The organism is Bradyrhizobium sp. 31Argb, assembly GCF_043638955.1.
Taxonomy (GTDB): domain Bacteria; phylum Pseudomonadota; class Alphaproteobacteria; order Rhizobiales; family Xanthobacteraceae; genus Bradyrhizobium.
The window spans coordinates 19,636-34,698 of the sequence record NZ_JBEGDB010000059.1; the positions used below are offsets into that span (position 1 = coordinate 19,636).

Sequence of the window (15,063 nt, forward strand, 5' to 3'; positions counted from 1 at the left end):
CCGGCGTTCAAGGTGGATGGAGCAATCCGTCGGATCTTAGCGTGTCAATCGCTTCGACGAGGGTGAGGCCGCGATGGAGGCAGAACCATTCTCCGGTGTGACGGTGCCACTGGATGTCGAAGCGATTGCGGCTGATCCAGTCGAGGCGGGCGAACGGCGCGTCGAACTCTTCGCCGGGATTCTCCGGGAAGCCGGAGCGGTAGCGTTGAATGAAGCGATATTTGGTGCCGTGCCACTTTCCCAGGATATCGACGGGATAGTTGAATTGCGTCGGCCGGATAGTGGGCAGGAAGCGGGGCTTCAGGAAGTCGTCGATCAGTTGCTGGCAGGCAGCCGTCACCGCCGATTTATCTGCCGCGGACAGGCCGCTCGCTCTCATGTGTCCTCTTGGCTCACGCCGCTTCTACATGGCTCGCCGTCGGCTTTCGCCAGTTCCAGGGCAGAAGCTCAGCCTGCCTCCGGATAGCATGATCGTTGATGCGCGCCAGCACGTCGGCGAGCCAAGCCTGTGAATCGAGATCGTTGAGCTTGGCGCTGGCAATAAGGGTGTACCTCGAGCCGCGCTTCGCCTCCAAGGAGGCCACTTGCAGCTTGTTGCAGTTGCGACTTAGTTGCATGAGGCTTGCATAGCGGAACCGCCTGTGTCAATCTTGCGAGTAATTCGCAACTGGGGTGGGCGGCTGTGCGGGTGAGGCGGCAGATCGACGATTTCGGAGAGGTCCACAGTAGATTTGCGAATGCATCGCAATTGCATCTTGGAGCGTTCCGTCGCCGACCCCAGACCTCAATGGTGGTGGGCCTGCTGGCTGCGTTTCTTGTTTCCGCTCCGGCCGTCGCTGGCGACGCCGCTTCGCCGAACGGCATTCCCCCGTCGTCAATCGCGACCAGCCTGCCAGCCGAGGGCGATGCCACCGGGGTGCGGAGGTGGCTCGCCGAACGCGGGATCATTTATGGGCTGATCTACACGGGCGAAGCGTTGCGCAATCTGTCCGGAGGCGTCCGGCGAGGAGGGCTTTATGAGGGCAAGCTCGAGGCCTTCGTCGCGGCGGACCTGGAGAAGCTCGCGGGTTGGCCGGGGCTGGGCTTCTTCGCCAATGCCTTCCAGATCCATCATACGGCAGGGCTGCGCGACCAGCATTTTGAGAGCCTGATCACGATCAGCAACATCGAGGCTGTGCCGTCGACACGGCTGTCCGAATTATGGTTGGAGCAGAAGCTGTTCGATGACCGCTTCAGCATCCGCTTCGGCCAGCTTGCGGCGGACACGGAGTTCTTCGTCAGCGACTACAGCAAGACGCTCATCAGCAGCGATTGGCCCACAATCGCCGGTGGCAATTTGCCAAGTGGCGGTCCCGCTTATCCTCTCGCGACGCCGGGCATCCGGCTGAAGTTCGATCCCAGCCCAAGCTGGACAGCCCTGGTCGGATTGTTCAACGGCGACCCGGGCGGGCAAGCGACCATCAATCGCACCGGCACCAATTTCCGCGTCAACGATCCGCCCTTGCTGATGGGAGAACTGCAGTACCGCTACAATCAGGACAAGGATTCGCGCGGGCTGGCCGGCACGTTGCGGTTCGGCGGATGGCACCATTTCGGGATGTTCGCAGACATGAGGTTCGACGATGCCGGCCTTTCGCAGGCAAGCCCGTTCGCCACCGGGAACGCGCGTCTGTTTCGCGGGTCGAGCGGCATCTACGGTATCATCGATCAGCAGATCTATCGACCCGAGGGCGGCGACGCCACAAGCGGCATCGCCGTATTCGGCCGGATCTCGGGTACTCCATCGGATCGCAACCTGATCGACTTCTTCGTCGACGCCGGAATCGTGTTCTCAGGACTGCTGCCCGGCAGGCCTGAGGACAAGTTCGGAGCTTCATTCATCTGCGCGCACATATCCGATCGGGCGCGCGCGCTCGATCGTGACATGATCGACCTGACCGGAACCCATCAGCCGCTCAGGGATTTCGAGCTCACGATCGAGCTCTCCTACCAAGCCCAGATCAAGCCAGGCTGGACGCTTCAGCCGGTCTTTGAATACGTCGTCCATCCCGGTGGACACGTTCCGGACCCGATCTTGCCGAGTTCGCCGGTGAAGAGCGGGGCGCTGATCGGCGTACGCAGCACGATCGCGTATTAGGTAGCCGTCGTCGGCGGAGATCGCAGCCCGCGGCAAACGAAAACGGCGCCACCAGAAATGATGGCGCCGTCTCGAACTTCGCGAATCTTGAAGCTTACTTCCGCTTGTCGATCGGGACGTATTCGCGGCTGGCGACGCCAGTGTAGAGCTGGCGCGGGCGGCCGATCTTCTGTTGCGGATCCTCGATCATCTCGCTCCACTGGCTGATCCAGCCGACCGTGCGGGCGACCGCGAACAGCACGGTGAACATCGAGACCGGAAAGCCCATCGCCTTCAGCGTGATGCCCGAATAGAAGTCGACGTTCGGATAGAGCTTGCGCTCGATGAAGTACTGGTCGCTGAGCGCGATCTTCTCCAGCTCCATCGCCACCTTCAGCATCGGATCGTCGCCGTGGCCGATCTCCTTCAGCACGGCATGACACATCTTCTGCATGATCTTGGCGCGCGGATCGTAGTTCTTGTAGACGCGGTGGCCAAAGCCCATCAGGCGGACTTCGCTGTTCTTGTCCTTCACCTTGGCGATGAAGTCAGGAATGTTCTCCACCTTGCCGATGCTGTAGAGCATGTTCAGCGCGGCTTCGTTGGCGCCGCCATGCGCTGGGCCCCACAGGCAGGCGATGCCGGCCGCGATGCAGGCGAACGGGTTGGCGCCGGAGGAGCCGGCGATGCGCACCGTGGAGGTCGACGCATTCTGTTCGTGGTCGGCATGCAGGATGAAGATCTTCTCCAGCGCGTCCGCCAGCACCGGGTTGATCTTGTATTCCTCGCAAGGCACGCCGAAGCACATATTGAGGAAGTTCTCGGCGAACTTCAGCGAGTTCTTCGGATACATGAAGGGCTGGCCGATGGTGTATTTGTAGGCCATCGCCGCCAGCGTCGGGATCTTCGCGATCATGCGCATGGAAGCGATCATGCGCTGCTGCGGATCATTGATGTCGGTGGAGTCGTGGTAGAACGCGGCGAGTGCGCCGACGGCTGCAACCATGATCGCCATCGGATGGGCGTCGCGGCGGAAACCCTGGAAGAAGCGCGCCATCTGTTCGTGCACCATCGTATGATGGGTGACGCGGTAGTCGAAATCCTTCTTCTGCGCGGGCGTCGGAAGCTCCCCGTAGAGCAGGAGATAGCAGGTCTCCAGGAAGTCGCCGTGTTCGGCGAGCTGCTCGATCGGATAGCCGCGGTATTCGAGGATACCGGCGTCGCCGTCGATATAGGTGATCTTGGACTGGCAGCTTCCCGTCGAGGTGAAGCCCGGGTCGTAGGTGAACACGCCGGCCTGGCTGTACAGCTTGCCGATGTCGATGACATCAGGGCCGACGGTGCCGCTCAGGATCGGGAAATCGTAGGTCTTGTTGCCGATCGTGAGGGTAGCTGTTTTGCTGCTGGATTGTGCGTCCATCGTGTTGTCCCCGATGAATTTGTTGCGAAAATCGAACCTGCCCGAGTTGCTATTTTACGGCGGATGTCGGGACAAGCCGGATTGTCTAGAAGGCCTCGCCAGATGCGTAGCTTATTGCCCTGTGCGCTGCAAGGTGGACCCTTGGAGGGGCATGGCAGGGCTTACACAGCCGACTGATCGCGCAGGCGGGCAAGACTTTCCTCCCGCCCCAATACCGCCAGGACATCGAAAATACCCGGTGAGGTGGTGCGTCCCGTCAATGCCACCCGGAGCGGCTGGGCGACGGCGCCGAGCTTGAGATTGTTCTGCTCCGCGAAATTCCGCATGGCGGCTTCCGTGGTCTCCAGCCGCCAGTCAGTGACCGTCTCCAGTGCCGCGCGAAGCTTCCCGATCAGCGCGCGCGTTTCTGGCGTCAGCAGCGCGGCGGCTTTTGGTTCGATCTCGATCGGCCGGTCGGCGAAAATGAAAGACGCGCCCGCGATCAATTCGATCAGCGTCTTGGCGCGCTCCTTCAGGCTCGGCATCGCCCGCAGCAATTGCGCGCGCGTCGTGTCGTTGAGCTTGGCTTTGATGGCGGCGCCGTCGGGAACGTAGTCCAGCACGCTCTCGAACTGAGTCACGAGAGATTGATCGTCGCTGTGCCGGATATAGTGGCCGTTGAGATTCTCCAGCTTGGCGAAGTCGAACCGCGCCGCCGAACGGCCGATCGCCGGCAGGTCGAACGCCTCGATCATCTCCTGCGTGGAGAATATCTCCTGGTCGCCGTGGCTCCAGCCGAGCCGGACCAGGTAGTTGCGCAGCGCCGCCGGCAGGTAGCCCATCGCCCGGTAGGCATCGACGCCGAGCGCGCCGTGGCGCTTGGAGAGCTTTGAGCCGTCGGGGCCATGGATCAGCGGGATATGGGACATGCTGGGGATGTTCCACTCCAGCGCATCGTAGATCTGCTTCTGGCGCGCGGCGTTGATCAGGTGATCGTCGCCGCGGATCACATGGGTGACGCCCATGTCGTGATCGTCGACCACCACCGCGAGCATGTAGGTCGGCGTGCCGTCACCGCGGAGCAGGACGAGGTCGTCGAGGTTCTCGTTCTGCCAGACCACGCGGCCCTGGACCTGATCCTCGATCACGGTCTCGCCGGTCAGGGGCGCCTTGAGCCGGATCGTGGGTTTCATGCCGGGCGGCGCGCCGGCCGGATCACGGTCGCGCCACATTCCGTCGTAGAGGCGGGTGCGGCCCTCGGCGCGCGCTTTCTCGCGCATGGCGGCAAGTTCCTCTGAAGTCGCGTAGCAGCGATAGGCCCGCCCGGCGGCGAGCAACTGCTCGGCGACCTCGCGGTGGCGGGCGGCGCGGCTGAACTGGTAGATGACCTCGCCGTCCCAATTGAGCTCGAGCCAGGTCAGGCCGTCCAGGATGGCGTCGATCGCCTCCTTGGTGGAGCGCTCGCGGTCGGTGTCCTCGATCCGGAGCAACATCTTGCCGCCGTGCTTCCTGGCATAGAGCCAGTTGAACAGCGCGGTGCGGGCCCCCCCGATATGGAGGAAGCCGGTCGGCGAGGGGGCGAAGCGTGTGACGACGGAATCAGACATGACCGGATGCGGGCTCGGGCTTGAACGGCGCTGGTGTATAGCAGGAACAACGCATAACTAAAGCCTTGGCCTTACTAAAGGCTTGGGCTGTGTGAAAGCAGCCTCGAAAGCAGGCTTGGCGGGCCGGGGCGAATTTGGCAGAAGGGCGGCTGATCCCTTTTTTGAGCATGATCTTTCGGGAAGGCGGCTTCCGGTTTTCCGGACCATGCATAGGAACCCTCGATGACGACAGAACCAGTGGCGGCAGAAACGGTGGCGGCGGAGACCGGACGCGATTTCATTCGCGACATCGTCCAGGCTGACCTCGCTGCAAAGAAGCACAGCCACGTCGTGACGCGCTTCCCGCCGGAGCCGAACGGCTACCTGCATATCGGCCACGCCAAGTCGATCGCACTCAACTTCGGCATCGCGCAGGAGTTTCCCGGCCACTGCAACCTGCGCTTCGACGACACCAATCCGACCAAGGAAGAGCAGGAATATATCGACGCGATCCAGGCCGACGTGCGCTGGCTCGGCTACGATTGGGGCGACAATCTCTATTTTGCCTCCGACTATTTCGAGCGCCTCTACGAATGGGCCGAAAGCCTCATCAAGCAGGGTGACGCCTATGTCGACGACCAGAGCCAGGAGGAGATCCGCCTCTCGCGCGGCACGCTGACCGAGCCCGGCAAGAACTCGCCCTATCGCGACCGCCCGGTGGAGGAGAACCTCGACCTGTTCCGCCGCATGAAGGCCGGTGAGTTCCCGAACGGCGCGCGGGTGCTGCGGGCCAAGATCGACATGGCCTCGGGGAACATCAACATGCGCGACCCGGTGCTGTACCGGATCCTGCACGCGCACCATCCGCGCACCGGCGACAAATGGTCGATCTATCCGAGCTACGACTATGCCCACGGCCAGTCGGACGCGATCGAGGGCATCACGCATTCGCTCTGCACCCTCGAGTTCGAGGATCATCGGCCGCTCTATGAGTGGCTGCTCGACAAGCTGCCGGTGCCGTCCAAGCCCAGGCAGTACGAATTTGCGCGCCTGAACCTGACCTACACGCTGCTCTCCAAGCGCGTGCTGACCCAGCTCGTGCGCGAGGGTCATGTCGCCGCCTGGGATGATCCGCGCATGCCCACGATTGCAGGCTTGAAGCGGCGCGGCGTGCCGCCGGCGGCAATCCGCGAGTTCATCAAGCGGATCGGCGTGGCCAAGTCCAACAGCGTCGTCGACGTCGGCATGCTGGAGTTCTGCATCCGCGAGGAGCTGAACCGCACCGCGCTCCGGCGCATGGCGGTGCTGCGCCCGCTCAAGGTCGTGATCGAGAACTATCCGGAAGGGCAGGTCGAGGAGATCGAGGCGATCAACCACCCCGACGATCCCGCAGCCGGCACCCGCAAGATCGCCTTCGGCCGCGAGCTCTATATCGAGCGCGACGACTTCATGGAGAACCCGCCGAAGAAATTCTTCCGCCTCTCGCCGGGCACTGAAGTGCGGCTGCGCTACGCCTATTTCATCAAGTGCACCGGCGTCATCAAGAACGACGCCGGCGAGATCGTCGAGCTGCGCTGCACCTATGATCCCGCGACCAAGGGCGGCAACGCGCCCGACGGCCGCAAGGTGAAGGCGACCATGCATTGGCTACCTGCGGCGCAATCGAAACCGGCCGAGATCCGCATCTACAACCAGCTCTTCGCGACGCCCAGTCCGGACGCCGGCAATTTCGCCGCCGATCTCAATCCGCAGTCCCTGGAAGTGCTGACGGACGCGCGCATCGAGCCGGCGATCGCCGAGAGCAATTCGAACGAGGTGATGCAGTTCGAGCGCCAGGGCTATTTCGTTCGCGACCCCGACTCGACGGCGGACAAGCCGGTGTTCAACCGCACCATCGGCCTGCGCGACACCTTCGCCAAGGAAGTCGGCGGCAAGAGCTAGAGGTGGGCGAGATGCACGGCGAAGCCGACGACATCGTTTCCACCATCATGGCAAAATGGTCCACCGGCTTCAGCAGGCTGGATGCCGCAGCACTCGCTTCGCTCTATTCGGAGGGCGCGTTCTTCTTCGGCTCCAATCCGACACTCTATCGTGGCAGGGAAGGGGTTTCGGCCTACTTCAACGGCCTGCCGCGATGGCGCTCTCAGACCGTTCAGTTTTCCGACGTGCGCGCGGCGCAGGTCACCCCGAACGTGATCAACATGGCCGGCACGGCGTCATTCTTCCTGGGCGACGGCGAACCGCCGCTCTCGGTGAAGATTACCTGGGTGATCGTCCGCGAAGACGGCGACTGGAAAATCGTCAGCCATCACGTCTCGTCGAAAGCGCCGCTGATTGACCGCTAGGCCGCTCATTCCGTCAGCGGTGGTCGTCGCTAGATGTCGTAATAGAGGTGGAACTCGTAAGGATGAGGGCGTAGCCGGATCGGATCGATCTCTTTCTTCCGCTTGTAGTCGAGCCAGGTTTCGATCACGTCGGCGGTGAAGACGTCGCCACGGAGCAGGAAGGCGTGATCGCGCTCGAGCGCATCGAGTGCCTGATCCAGCGACCCGGGTGTGGACTTCACATCCTTGGCCTCGGCGGGCGGCAGGTCATAGAGGTTCTTGTCGATCGGGCTGCCCGGGTCGATCCGGTTGTTGATGCCGTCAAGGCCGGCCATCAGCATCGCGGAGAAGGCCAAATAGGGATTGCAGGAAGGATCCGGCGAGCGGAACTCGACGCGCTTGGCCTTCGGGTTCGGCGAATACATCGGAATGCGGCAGCAGGCCGAGCGGTTGCGCTGGGAGTAGACCAGATTGATCGGAGCCTCATAGCCCGGCACCAGGCGCCGATAGGAGTTCGTGGTCGGGGCGCACAGCCCGCACAGCGCCCAGGCGTGGGTCAGGAGACCGCCGATATAATAGCGGGCAAGCTGGCTCAGCTCGGCATAGTCGCCCCTGTCGTAGAACAGATTGGTCTCGCCCTTCCACAGCGACTGGTGAACGTGCATCCCTGAAGCATTGTCCTCGAACAGCGGTTTGGGCATGAACGTCGCGGTCATGCCATGCTGCTTTGCGGTGTTCTTCACCACGTATTTGTAGATCATCAGATTGTCCGCCATGCGCGTGAGCGTGGTGAAGCGCATGTCGATCTCGTTCTGGCCGCCGGTCGCGACTTCATGGTGATGGGCTTCGATCTGGATGCCGAGTTCTTCCATTGTCAGCACCATGTCGGTGCGGAGATCCTGCATGCTGTCGGTTGGGGGAACGGGAAAGTATCCCTCTTTCGGGCGCGGCTTGTGGCCCAGATTCGGCACTTCTTCCTTGCCTGTGTTCCAACTGCCTTCCCCAGAATCGATTTCGTGGAAGGCGTAATTGATGCCCTGTCCGTAGCGGACGTCGTCGAACACGAAGAACTCCGCCTCCGGACCGAAGTAGCTCGTCTCGGCGCGCCCGGTGCCCTTTAGATGGGTCTCAGCCTTCTGCGCGATGTAGCGGGCATCCCGGCTATAGGATTGACCGGTCACGGGATCGCGGATGTTGCAGATCAGGACCAGGGTCGATGCCAGCGAATACGGGTCGAGGAAGGCCGTGGTCGGGTCCGCGACGACCAGCATGTCGCTTTCCTGGATCTCCTGAAAGCCGCGGATCGATGAGCCGTCGAATCCGATGCCCTCGCTGAGAGCATCGATACTTGCCGCGCTCGGCGGGACGGAAAAATGCTGCCACACCCCCGGCAGGTCAGTGAAGCGCAGGTCGATCATCTGCACCTTCTCATCCGCGATCGCCTTTACGAGATCTTCGGCTGTCGTACATTTGGGAAACATGGCTTCGCTCCTGTCATGGAGAGCCGGTCATTAGAGATCACGTTGTCGCTCCGCCGCGACCAAGAACGGTTTGCGACGAATTCTGCTCCACCTTCTCGGTCGCCGCACCGGCACCCTCAGCTTTGGTGCGGCCCGCGCATCAGCTTCATGGCGTCTTCGATATGCCGCCAGGTCTTGGCGAGTTCGACGTCGCCCTTTGCTTCGAGCTCGATGGCGTTCTGGGCAGCCTCCGCAATGGCCTTGGCGCCATGTGCTTCCAAGAGCTGCCGCGCATAATCGTGGATTTCGATTTCTCGCATGGCGTCATGCTCCTCTCCTTCCGGGCGCAACCGTGAAATTCCAGTCGGGCCGAGAGCCGTAGACGTTGACACCTGGTTAAGCGCAGCAGTGTGCATCCTGCTGCGGCGCACTTGCAAGAGTGCTTTCCGCGTGCTGGGCGGCCGGGAAGCGGCTCCGGAACACGGGCAGCGGCAACACAACGCAGGTCGGACGGATGTCTTTCCAGTGCCGCTTCACCATATCCATGGGAGAAGGGAGGTGAGCGTCATGCGCATTCAACACTGGCAGGACGTTGCCAGCTTGTTGGTGGGTGTATGGCTGGTCGTGTCGCCCTTTGCCCTGGGCTTCGGCGGGGCGGCCGTCTGGATAACCATCGCGCTTGGGTTGGCTGTCATCCTGTTTGCCATCGAGGCATTTGTCATTCCATCCTATCTGGAGGAATGGGGCGAGATGCTCCTCGGACTGGCTCTGTTGCTGGCACCTTGGACGGTCGGCTACGAGCACGTCTCGGCGACGGTAAGCAGCATGCTATCGGGCATATTGGTGATCTTGTTCGCTGGCTGGGAGCTGGTGACCGATCGTGATTTCACCACCTGGTGGCACGATCGCTGGCATCACCGCGCCGGCTGAGAACGGAGTCGAACGGGCCTTGCACCGACCGCCATCTGGTGGCGGCCGGGGGGCGGGAATTGTGCGGAGCGCAGGGCTTCACGGCCCCGCACCAAGGCTATTCGATCACGACGCTGTCTTAGGCTCTATCGGTTGCCAGATGCTGATCTTGCGTGTCTCGGGCATCAGGAAAACGGCGAGCACGAAGCAGACCGCGGGAACTACGATCGGATAGATCAGCGCGTAGCCGACGCTGCCGGTGGCGGCGAAAGCCGCCGAGGTAATGAACGGCACCAGGCCGCCGCCCCAGCCGTTGCCGATGTGATACGGCACCGATACCGATGTGTAGCGGATCCTGCTGGGGAAGAATTCGGCCAGGAACGCGCCGACCGGCCCGTACACCATCCCGACGTAACAGACGAGGATGAAGATGATGAAGACTGCGATCGGATAGTTGATGTTTCCGGGCTGCGTGACCGTTCCGAGCCACAGATACAGCGGATAGTAGGTGATCGCGGCAAGCAGCATGCCTCCCAGGATCACCGGCTTGCGGCCGATCAGGTCCGACAGCCAGCCAAAGAAGATCAGGCTCGGCGTCGCAAGTAGCAGCGCGGCCCCGACGATGTAGGCCGAGGTCAGAGCGTCCACCTTGGAGACCTGCTGCAGGAAGTACAGCGCCCAGAACTGTCCGCTGTACCAGACTACGCCCTGTCCGATCAGGACGATGATGGCGATTCCGATGTATTTGATGTTCGAGCTAAGGAACGCTTCCTTCCAGGGGTTCCGGGTCATCTGCCCACGGGCCTTGATCTCCTGGAAGATCGGCGTCTCCTGGAGCTGGAGGCGGATGTAGATGGCGATGGCCACCAGCAGGAACGAGAGCAGGAACGGAACGCGCCATCCCCATTCGTTGAAGGCCTGATCGCCGAAATAGATCCGGGTCAGAATGATCACGGCCAGCGACACCACGATCCCGAGCGTCGGCGAGGTCTGGAGCCAGCCGGTGTAGTAGCCGCGTCTATCGTCGGGCACATGCTCGGCAACATAGGTGATGGCGCCGCCATATTCGCCACCCAGGCACAGGCCCTGGATCATGCGTAGCCCGAACAGCACGAACGCGGCGGTGAGACCGATCGACTGATAAGTCGGGATCAGGCCGATCGCGCCCGTTCCCAGTCCCATTCCGGTGAGCGTGATGAGAAACGTATATTTGCGGCCGACCCGGTCGCCCATCCATCCAAAGAGGAATGCTCCGAGCGGACGGATCAGGAATCCTGCAGTGAACAGGGCGATCGTGCTCAGCAGGGCTGCGACGGGGTGGGATTGTTCGAAGAACTTGACCGACAGAACGGCGGCCAGGCTGCCAAAGATATAGAAGTCATACCATTCGATGATGTTTCCGACCGACGCGGCAACAATCACGCGGCGAAAATCGCTCGGTACCTGAATTGCCATGTGCTGCTCCCATTAGTTCAATGACTTCTCCTCGCGTTTTTCAGCGCTCTATTCGCTCGCGGAGTACGCGTGATGCGCGACGCTACAGGCTTGATTTGCGAGTTGCGTCCGCAACGCCGGTCTCAGGGAAGCCTTGAACCACCTGAGAAGGGCTCCAGCGGTCTTCGAACCGCGAGCCACCACTGCCTCATCCCGTCTGTCCGGGCGGAGGCGCAGCCACAGTCTAATCCTCAATGAGACTGCGGCCTTATGAGACTTTCGGCGCAGTCGGGTTTGAAGCTGGCTAAAGAGCCAGCGCTAGGATTGGGAGCGCCACCGGCACGACGTTCGCATCTGTTCCGCTATCCCGTGGATACCTGCTTCCGGTAGCTTTGCGGAAACCAGGGGCAGTCCAGGGCGCAGGATGTCGGACGAGGGCAGGACGCCGGGCGGCAGGCGCGGCTATGCCGGCACCTGGCCGCCGCGCGAGGCGATGGCGCCGGCGGGTGGGTATGCCCCGATCGGCGTCGGCGCCTGGCCGCCAATCGTCGAGACGTTGCGCCAGTGGGCCGGCGCCGAAGCGGGCGCCGGACGGCTTCTGCCCTGGGTGCCGGTCGCGTTCGGCAGCGGCATCGCGCTCTACTTCGCCGCCGACCATGAGCCGGTGCTGTCGGTCGCGGTCATCGTCGCGATCGCGCTGTGCGCTGTCGCGTTCCTGCTCAGGCGACGGCAGGCGTTCGCTGTCGCCGTCATGATTGCCGCCGTTGCGGCGGGTTTTGCGGTTGCCACCTGGCGAACCGCGCGGGTCGCGCATGGCGTGCTGGCGCGGCCGATGTTCTCGGTGTCACTCACCGGATTTGTCGAGACGCGTGACATCCGCGAGCGCACCGACCGTTTCGTGCTGCGCGTCGCAAGCATCGAAAGCCAGCGCGGCACGCCGAAACTTGAGCGCGTTCGGCTGTCGGTGAAGAAGGGCACTGCCCCCGAAGTCGGCAGCTTCGTCGAATTGAAGGCGCGGCTGCAGCCGCCGCTCGCTCCTCTGCGGCCCGGGAGCTACGATTTTGGCCGCGATCTCTATTTCCAGGGCATCGGCGCGTCCGGTTTCGTACTCGGCGCCATCAAGACGACCGCGCCGCCGGAAGGCCGCGGATTTACGCTGCGCTATGCGGCCTTCATGCAGGGCATGCGCGATGCGATCGATGCGCGGATCCGCAACGTGCTCGAAGGCGACAATCGCGCGATCGCGACCGCACTCCTGACCGGCCGGCGCGATGCGATCTCCGAGCCGGTGAATGATGCGATGTTCATCTCGGGGCTCGGGCACGTGCTGTCGATCTCGGGCTACCACATGGCCGTGGTCGCGGGCGTGGTCTTCTTCGCGGTTCGCGCGCTGCTTGCGCTGTTTCCGGTGCTCACCGTGGGCTTTCCGATCAAGAAATGGTCTGCCGCGGCGGCGCTCGTGGCGGCCGCCTTCTATCTTCTGCTGTCGGGTGCGGAGGTCGCGACGCAGCGCTCGTTCCTCATGACCGCAGTGGTGCTGATCGCCGTCATGGTCGACCGCCGCGCGGTGACGTTCCGGACGCTCGCGGTCGCGGCCATGATCGTGCTCGCGATCGCGCCGGAGGCGCTGGTGCATCCAAGCTTCCAGATGTCGTTTGCGGCGACGCTCGGGCTGGTGGCGCTGGTGCAGATCGGCATGCCGCATCTGTTTGCCGCGCCAGACCATTCCACGACCGCGCGGATCGCGCTGTGGGGCGGGCGTGAGGTCGCGATGCTGCTGCTGGCGTCGTTGGTGGCGGGGCTGGCGACCACGCCCTATGCCGCTTTTCATTTCCACCGGGTGGCGCCCTTTGGCGTGCTCGCCAACCTCGCGGCGATGCCGGTGGTGTCGGCGCTGGTGATGCCGGCCGGGCTGCTTGGCCTGCTGGCGATGCCGTTCGGTTTCGACGGCGTGTTCTGGGCGATCATGGGCAGTGGCATCGACTGGATGATCGTGGTCGCGCAGGGGGTCGCCGCGCTGCCGGGCGCGGTCGGCCACGTCAGTGCGTTCGGGATCGGCCCGCTGATTGCCGCGAGCCTGGGCGTCATCCTGCTCGGGCTGTTGCGCACGCCGCTGCGCTTCGGCGGCGCGGCCGTGCTTCTCATTGCGGTGGTCTGGGCGGTGGGGGCGCCGCAACCGGACATCCTGATTTCCGGCGACGGCCGCAATGTCGCCGTCCGCGGCGGTGACGGGCGGCTGCACCTGATGCGGACCGCGAAGGACGCGTTTCTCGCCAAGGAGTGGCTGGCCGCGGATGCCGATGCCCGCACCGCGGGCGATCCGTCGCTGACGGAGGGCGTGTCCTGCGATGAGAGCGGCTGCGTGACCTCTGCGGCCGGTGGCGCGTTCATCGCGCTCACCCAGCGATCCGAGGCGCTCGCGGACGATTGCGAGCGGGCGGTGCTGATCGTGACCGCACGGCCGGTGCCGCAAGGCTGCGCGGCGGCGGTCATCGATGCCGAGCGCCTGCGGCGGCAGGGTGGGCTGGCGCTGCGGCGGAGCCGGAACGGCTTCGTCATCGACGCCGTCAAGCCCGCCGGCCTCGACCGGCCGTGGTCGCCTGGGATGTCAGGCGAAGGCGAACCCGAGACCACGATCCGGATCCAGGGGGCACCCGCGCCGCGCGCCATCGATGCGACCCCGTCCGAATCCGACCTGCAGTCGGAAGACTGAGCGCCCCGTTCAATCTCCGCCGGCGTTGGCCGCTAGCTCGAAGGCGCCGAGCCGAAATTCATCCGGATCGCCCGAATGCGAGGGCATTTGCACGAGCGTAAAGGTCGCATCCGGAAATCGCTCCCAGATCGCGAGATCTTCCGCTGCGACGGTGAGCCAGCCGAACCTGAACATGTATCGGCCGGGCTCAGCCACTCGTCCGGCTCTTTGCCATGTGATCTTGGTGACCACCGATCACGCCCCCTGGGCGAATAAAGCGTCCGTTCAACACAAAATCACGTGCGCCCCCGGATGACCTCCGGAGCCGCTCAAAACACTTTGCTTTTCACTCGCGGCAACGCTCCGCCGGCCGAGACCGGCGGCGCACGCTGCCCGAAGCTGTCAGCCGATGAACAGCGGGTTCGGCGCGGGGCGCTGCTCGACCGCCTTCGGTGCCGGCTCTGCAACATGATGCGTCACTGGCAATTGCAGCACGGTCGCCCGCTGCCCTTCGCAGAGCTGGGTCACCAGCACATGGCTGCCATCGGGGAATTCGATCGCGTCGTGATGACGATCCCGAATATGCGGATCGATCTGGTTGAACTTGCCGACACGGAAGCCGGTCGTCTTGGTCCAGATCCAGCGATTGTCGTAACGGACGTTATCGGCGAACGCGAGTTCGGTCCCGGGAAGCATGCAGACTGCGACCGTCGGATCGCTTTCCGAAGCGAAGCCGCGGGTCGAGGTGCCGCGGAAGGTGGTGGTGATGAGCGTCTCTCCAACCTGGGCGGGACGCGTCGCCACGGCATGCAGGCTATAGTCACACATCGGATTGCTCCTCATTCGAGATAGCCGACCCGTGCCTGGGAAGAGGCGCAGGCCTCTATCAGAGTGGACGATAACTTATAAGCCTCTGCTTCGTTCTTGGCATTTGTACGGCCCGCGCCTTCGGTCCGTTCACAAACACGATAGCGAGACGCTGCCGCACATCACCTTGCACCGAAGTGCCCCGGCGAATTTACCGGGGCTTTCATTCTAATCATTCTAAGTCGTTCTTGTCATCGTCCTCTAGGCCGTGTGGACTCTTGGGATTCTCAAATCAGATTGAACGTGATTCAAGGCTTTCTTTTAGGAGGAAGCCTT

Annotated in this window: 13 protein-coding genes and 1 pseudogene; 5 read left to right on the forward strand and 9 right to left on the reverse strand. The window is 63.1% G+C overall.

Translation table 11 applies throughout. The features are described 5' to 3' along the window. Positions 1-7 precede the first annotated feature (7 nt). Complete coding sequence (locus tag AAFX91_RS14490; protein WP_394566921.1) at positions 8-379, reverse strand: hypothetical protein; 372 nt, start codon at positions 377-379, stop codon at positions 8-10. Positions 380-392: 13 nt separating this feature from the next. Further along, positions 393-551, reverse strand: a pseudogene (locus tag AAFX91_RS14495) (transposase domain-containing protein); the annotation flags it as partial. A 236-nt stretch (positions 552-787) separates the two neighbouring features. On the opposite strand from AAFX91_RS14495, the gene AAFX91_RS14500 reads away from it, so the two are divergent. After that, the gene (locus tag AAFX91_RS14500) at positions 788-2,137 is read left to right on the forward strand and encodes a carbohydrate porin (protein ID WP_394566922.1); all 1,350 of its coding nucleotides are present in this window, start codon (positions 788-790) and stop codon (positions 2,135-2,137) included. Between the two features lie 94 nt (positions 2,138-2,231). Here the strand turns inward: AAFX91_RS14500 and gltA are convergent, their stop codons facing one another. Both gltA and gltX read right to left on the reverse strand, forming a co-directional pair. Continuing rightward, on the reverse strand, positions 2,232-3,536 hold the full coding sequence (gene gltA, locus AAFX91_RS14505) for a citrate synthase (RefSeq protein ID WP_130577947.1): 1,305 nt from the start codon (positions 3,534-3,536) through the stop codon (positions 2,232-2,234). 161 nt (positions 3,537-3,697) lie between these two features. Continuing rightward, positions 3,698-5,122: a glutamate--tRNA ligase gene (gltX, locus tag AAFX91_RS14510; RefSeq protein ID WP_282528886.1), complete on the reverse strand. Its 1,425-nt coding sequence runs from the start codon at positions 5,120-5,122 to the stop codon at positions 3,698-3,700. Between the two features lie 222 nt (positions 5,123-5,344). Here gltX and AAFX91_RS14515 point away from each other — a divergent pair, with 222 nt between their 5' ends. Together AAFX91_RS14515 and AAFX91_RS14520 are read left to right on the forward strand one after the other, a co-directional pair. After that, positions 5,345-7,042 (forward strand): glutamine--tRNA ligase/YqeY domain fusion protein, encoded by a 1,698-nt coding sequence (locus AAFX91_RS14515; protein WP_394566923.1) that lies wholly within the window; start codon positions 5,345-5,347, stop codon positions 7,040-7,042. A gap of 11 nt (positions 7,043-7,053) precedes the next feature. Further along, the gene (locus tag AAFX91_RS14520; protein WP_394566925.1) at positions 7,054-7,446 is read left to right on the forward strand and encodes a YybH family protein; all 393 of its coding nucleotides are present in this window, start codon (positions 7,054-7,056) and stop codon (positions 7,444-7,446) included. Positions 7,447-7,475: 29 nt separating this feature from the next. On the opposite strand, the gene glnA is transcribed toward AAFX91_RS14520, so the two are convergent. Both glnA and AAFX91_RS14530 read right to left on the reverse strand, forming a co-directional pair. Continuing rightward, positions 7,476-8,906, reverse strand: a complete 1,431-nt coding sequence (glnA, locus tag AAFX91_RS14525) for a type I glutamate--ammonia ligase (protein WP_282528888.1) — start codon at positions 8,904-8,906, stop codon at positions 7,476-7,478. A 116-nt stretch (positions 8,907-9,022) separates the two neighbouring features. Next, on the reverse strand, positions 9,023-9,205 hold the full coding sequence (locus tag AAFX91_RS14530; RefSeq protein ID WP_165421039.1) for a hypothetical protein: 183 nt from the start codon (positions 9,203-9,205) through the stop codon (positions 9,023-9,025). 247 nt (positions 9,206-9,452) lie between these two features. Between AAFX91_RS14530 and AAFX91_RS14535 the strand changes: the two genes are divergently transcribed. Next, positions 9,453-9,815 (forward strand): SPW repeat protein, encoded by a 363-nt coding sequence (locus AAFX91_RS14535; RefSeq protein ID WP_165421042.1) that lies wholly within the window; start codon positions 9,453-9,455, stop codon positions 9,813-9,815. A 105-nt stretch (positions 9,816-9,920) separates the two neighbouring features. Here the strand turns inward: AAFX91_RS14535 and AAFX91_RS14540 are convergent, their stop codons facing one another. Beyond that, a complete protein-coding gene (locus AAFX91_RS14540) occupies positions 9,921-11,249 on the reverse strand; it encodes an MFS transporter (RefSeq protein ID WP_130577942.1) in 1,329 nt (442 codons plus the stop codon). Between the two features lie 403 nt (positions 11,250-11,652). On the opposite strand from AAFX91_RS14540, the gene AAFX91_RS14545 reads away from it, so the two are divergent. Continuing rightward, complete coding sequence (locus AAFX91_RS14545; RefSeq protein ID WP_394566924.1) at positions 11,653-13,941, forward strand: ComEC/Rec2 family competence protein; 2,289 nt, start codon at positions 11,653-11,655, stop codon at positions 13,939-13,941. A 9-nt stretch (positions 13,942-13,950) separates the two neighbouring features. On the opposite strand, the gene AAFX91_RS14550 is transcribed toward AAFX91_RS14545, so the two are convergent. Both AAFX91_RS14550 and AAFX91_RS14555 read right to left on the reverse strand, forming a co-directional pair. Further along, positions 13,951-14,136: a hypothetical protein gene (locus tag AAFX91_RS14550; protein WP_245476776.1), complete on the reverse strand. Its 186-nt coding sequence runs from the start codon at positions 14,134-14,136 to the stop codon at positions 13,951-13,953. A 186-nt stretch (positions 14,137-14,322) separates the two neighbouring features. Next, positions 14,323-14,748 carry a hypothetical protein gene (locus AAFX91_RS14555; protein WP_130583616.1) on the reverse strand — a complete coding sequence of 142 codons (426 nt, stop codon included), beginning with the start codon at positions 14,746-14,748 and terminating at the stop codon, positions 14,323-14,325. Between the last annotated feature and the right edge of the window lie 315 nt (positions 14,749-15,063).

Excerpts from the sequence above, each read along its gene's own strand:
- AAFX91_RS14490 (WP_394566921.1), bottom strand. The coding sequence starts at position 379 with ATGAGAGCGAGCGGCCTGTCCGCGGCAGATAAATCGGCGGTGACGGCT.
- AAFX91_RS14520 (WP_394566925.1), top strand. The coding sequence starts at position 7,054 with ATGCACGGCGAAGCCGACGACATCGTTTCCACCATCATGGCAAAATGG.
- AAFX91_RS14530 (WP_165421039.1), bottom strand. The coding sequence starts at position 9,205 with ATGCGAGAAATCGAAATCCACGATTATGCGCGGCAGCTCTTGGAAGCA.
- AAFX91_RS14500 (WP_394566922.1), top strand. The coding sequence starts at position 788 with ATGGTGGTGGGCCTGCTGGCTGCGTTTCTTGTTTCCGCTCCGGCCGTC.
- AAFX91_RS14515 (WP_394566923.1), top strand. The coding sequence starts at position 5,345 with ATGACGACAGAACCAGTGGCGGCAGAAACGGTGGCGGCGGAGACCGGA.
- gltA (WP_130577947.1), bottom strand. The coding sequence starts at position 3,536 with ATGGACGCACAATCCAGCAGCAAAACAGCTACCCTCACGATCGGCAAC.
- AAFX91_RS14535 (WP_165421042.1), top strand. The coding sequence starts at position 9,453 with ATGCGCATTCAACACTGGCAGGACGTTGCCAGCTTGTTGGTGGGTGTA.
- gltX (WP_282528886.1), bottom strand. The coding sequence starts at position 5,122 with ATGTCTGATTCCGTCGTCACACGCTTCGCCCCCTCGCCGACCGGCTTC.
- AAFX91_RS14540 (WP_130577942.1), bottom strand. The coding sequence starts at position 11,249 with ATGGCAATTCAGGTACCGAGCGATTTTCGCCGCGTGATTGTTGCCGCG.
- AAFX91_RS14555 (WP_130583616.1), bottom strand. The coding sequence starts at position 14,748 with ATGTGTGACTATAGCCTGCATGCCGTGGCGACGCGTCCCGCCCAGGTT.
- glnA (WP_282528888.1), bottom strand. The coding sequence starts at position 8,906 with ATGTTTCCCAAATGTACGACAGCCGAAGATCTCGTAAAGGCGATCGCG.
- AAFX91_RS14545 (WP_394566924.1), top strand. The coding sequence starts at position 11,653 with ATGTCGGACGAGGGCAGGACGCCGGGCGGCAGGCGCGGCTATGCCGGC.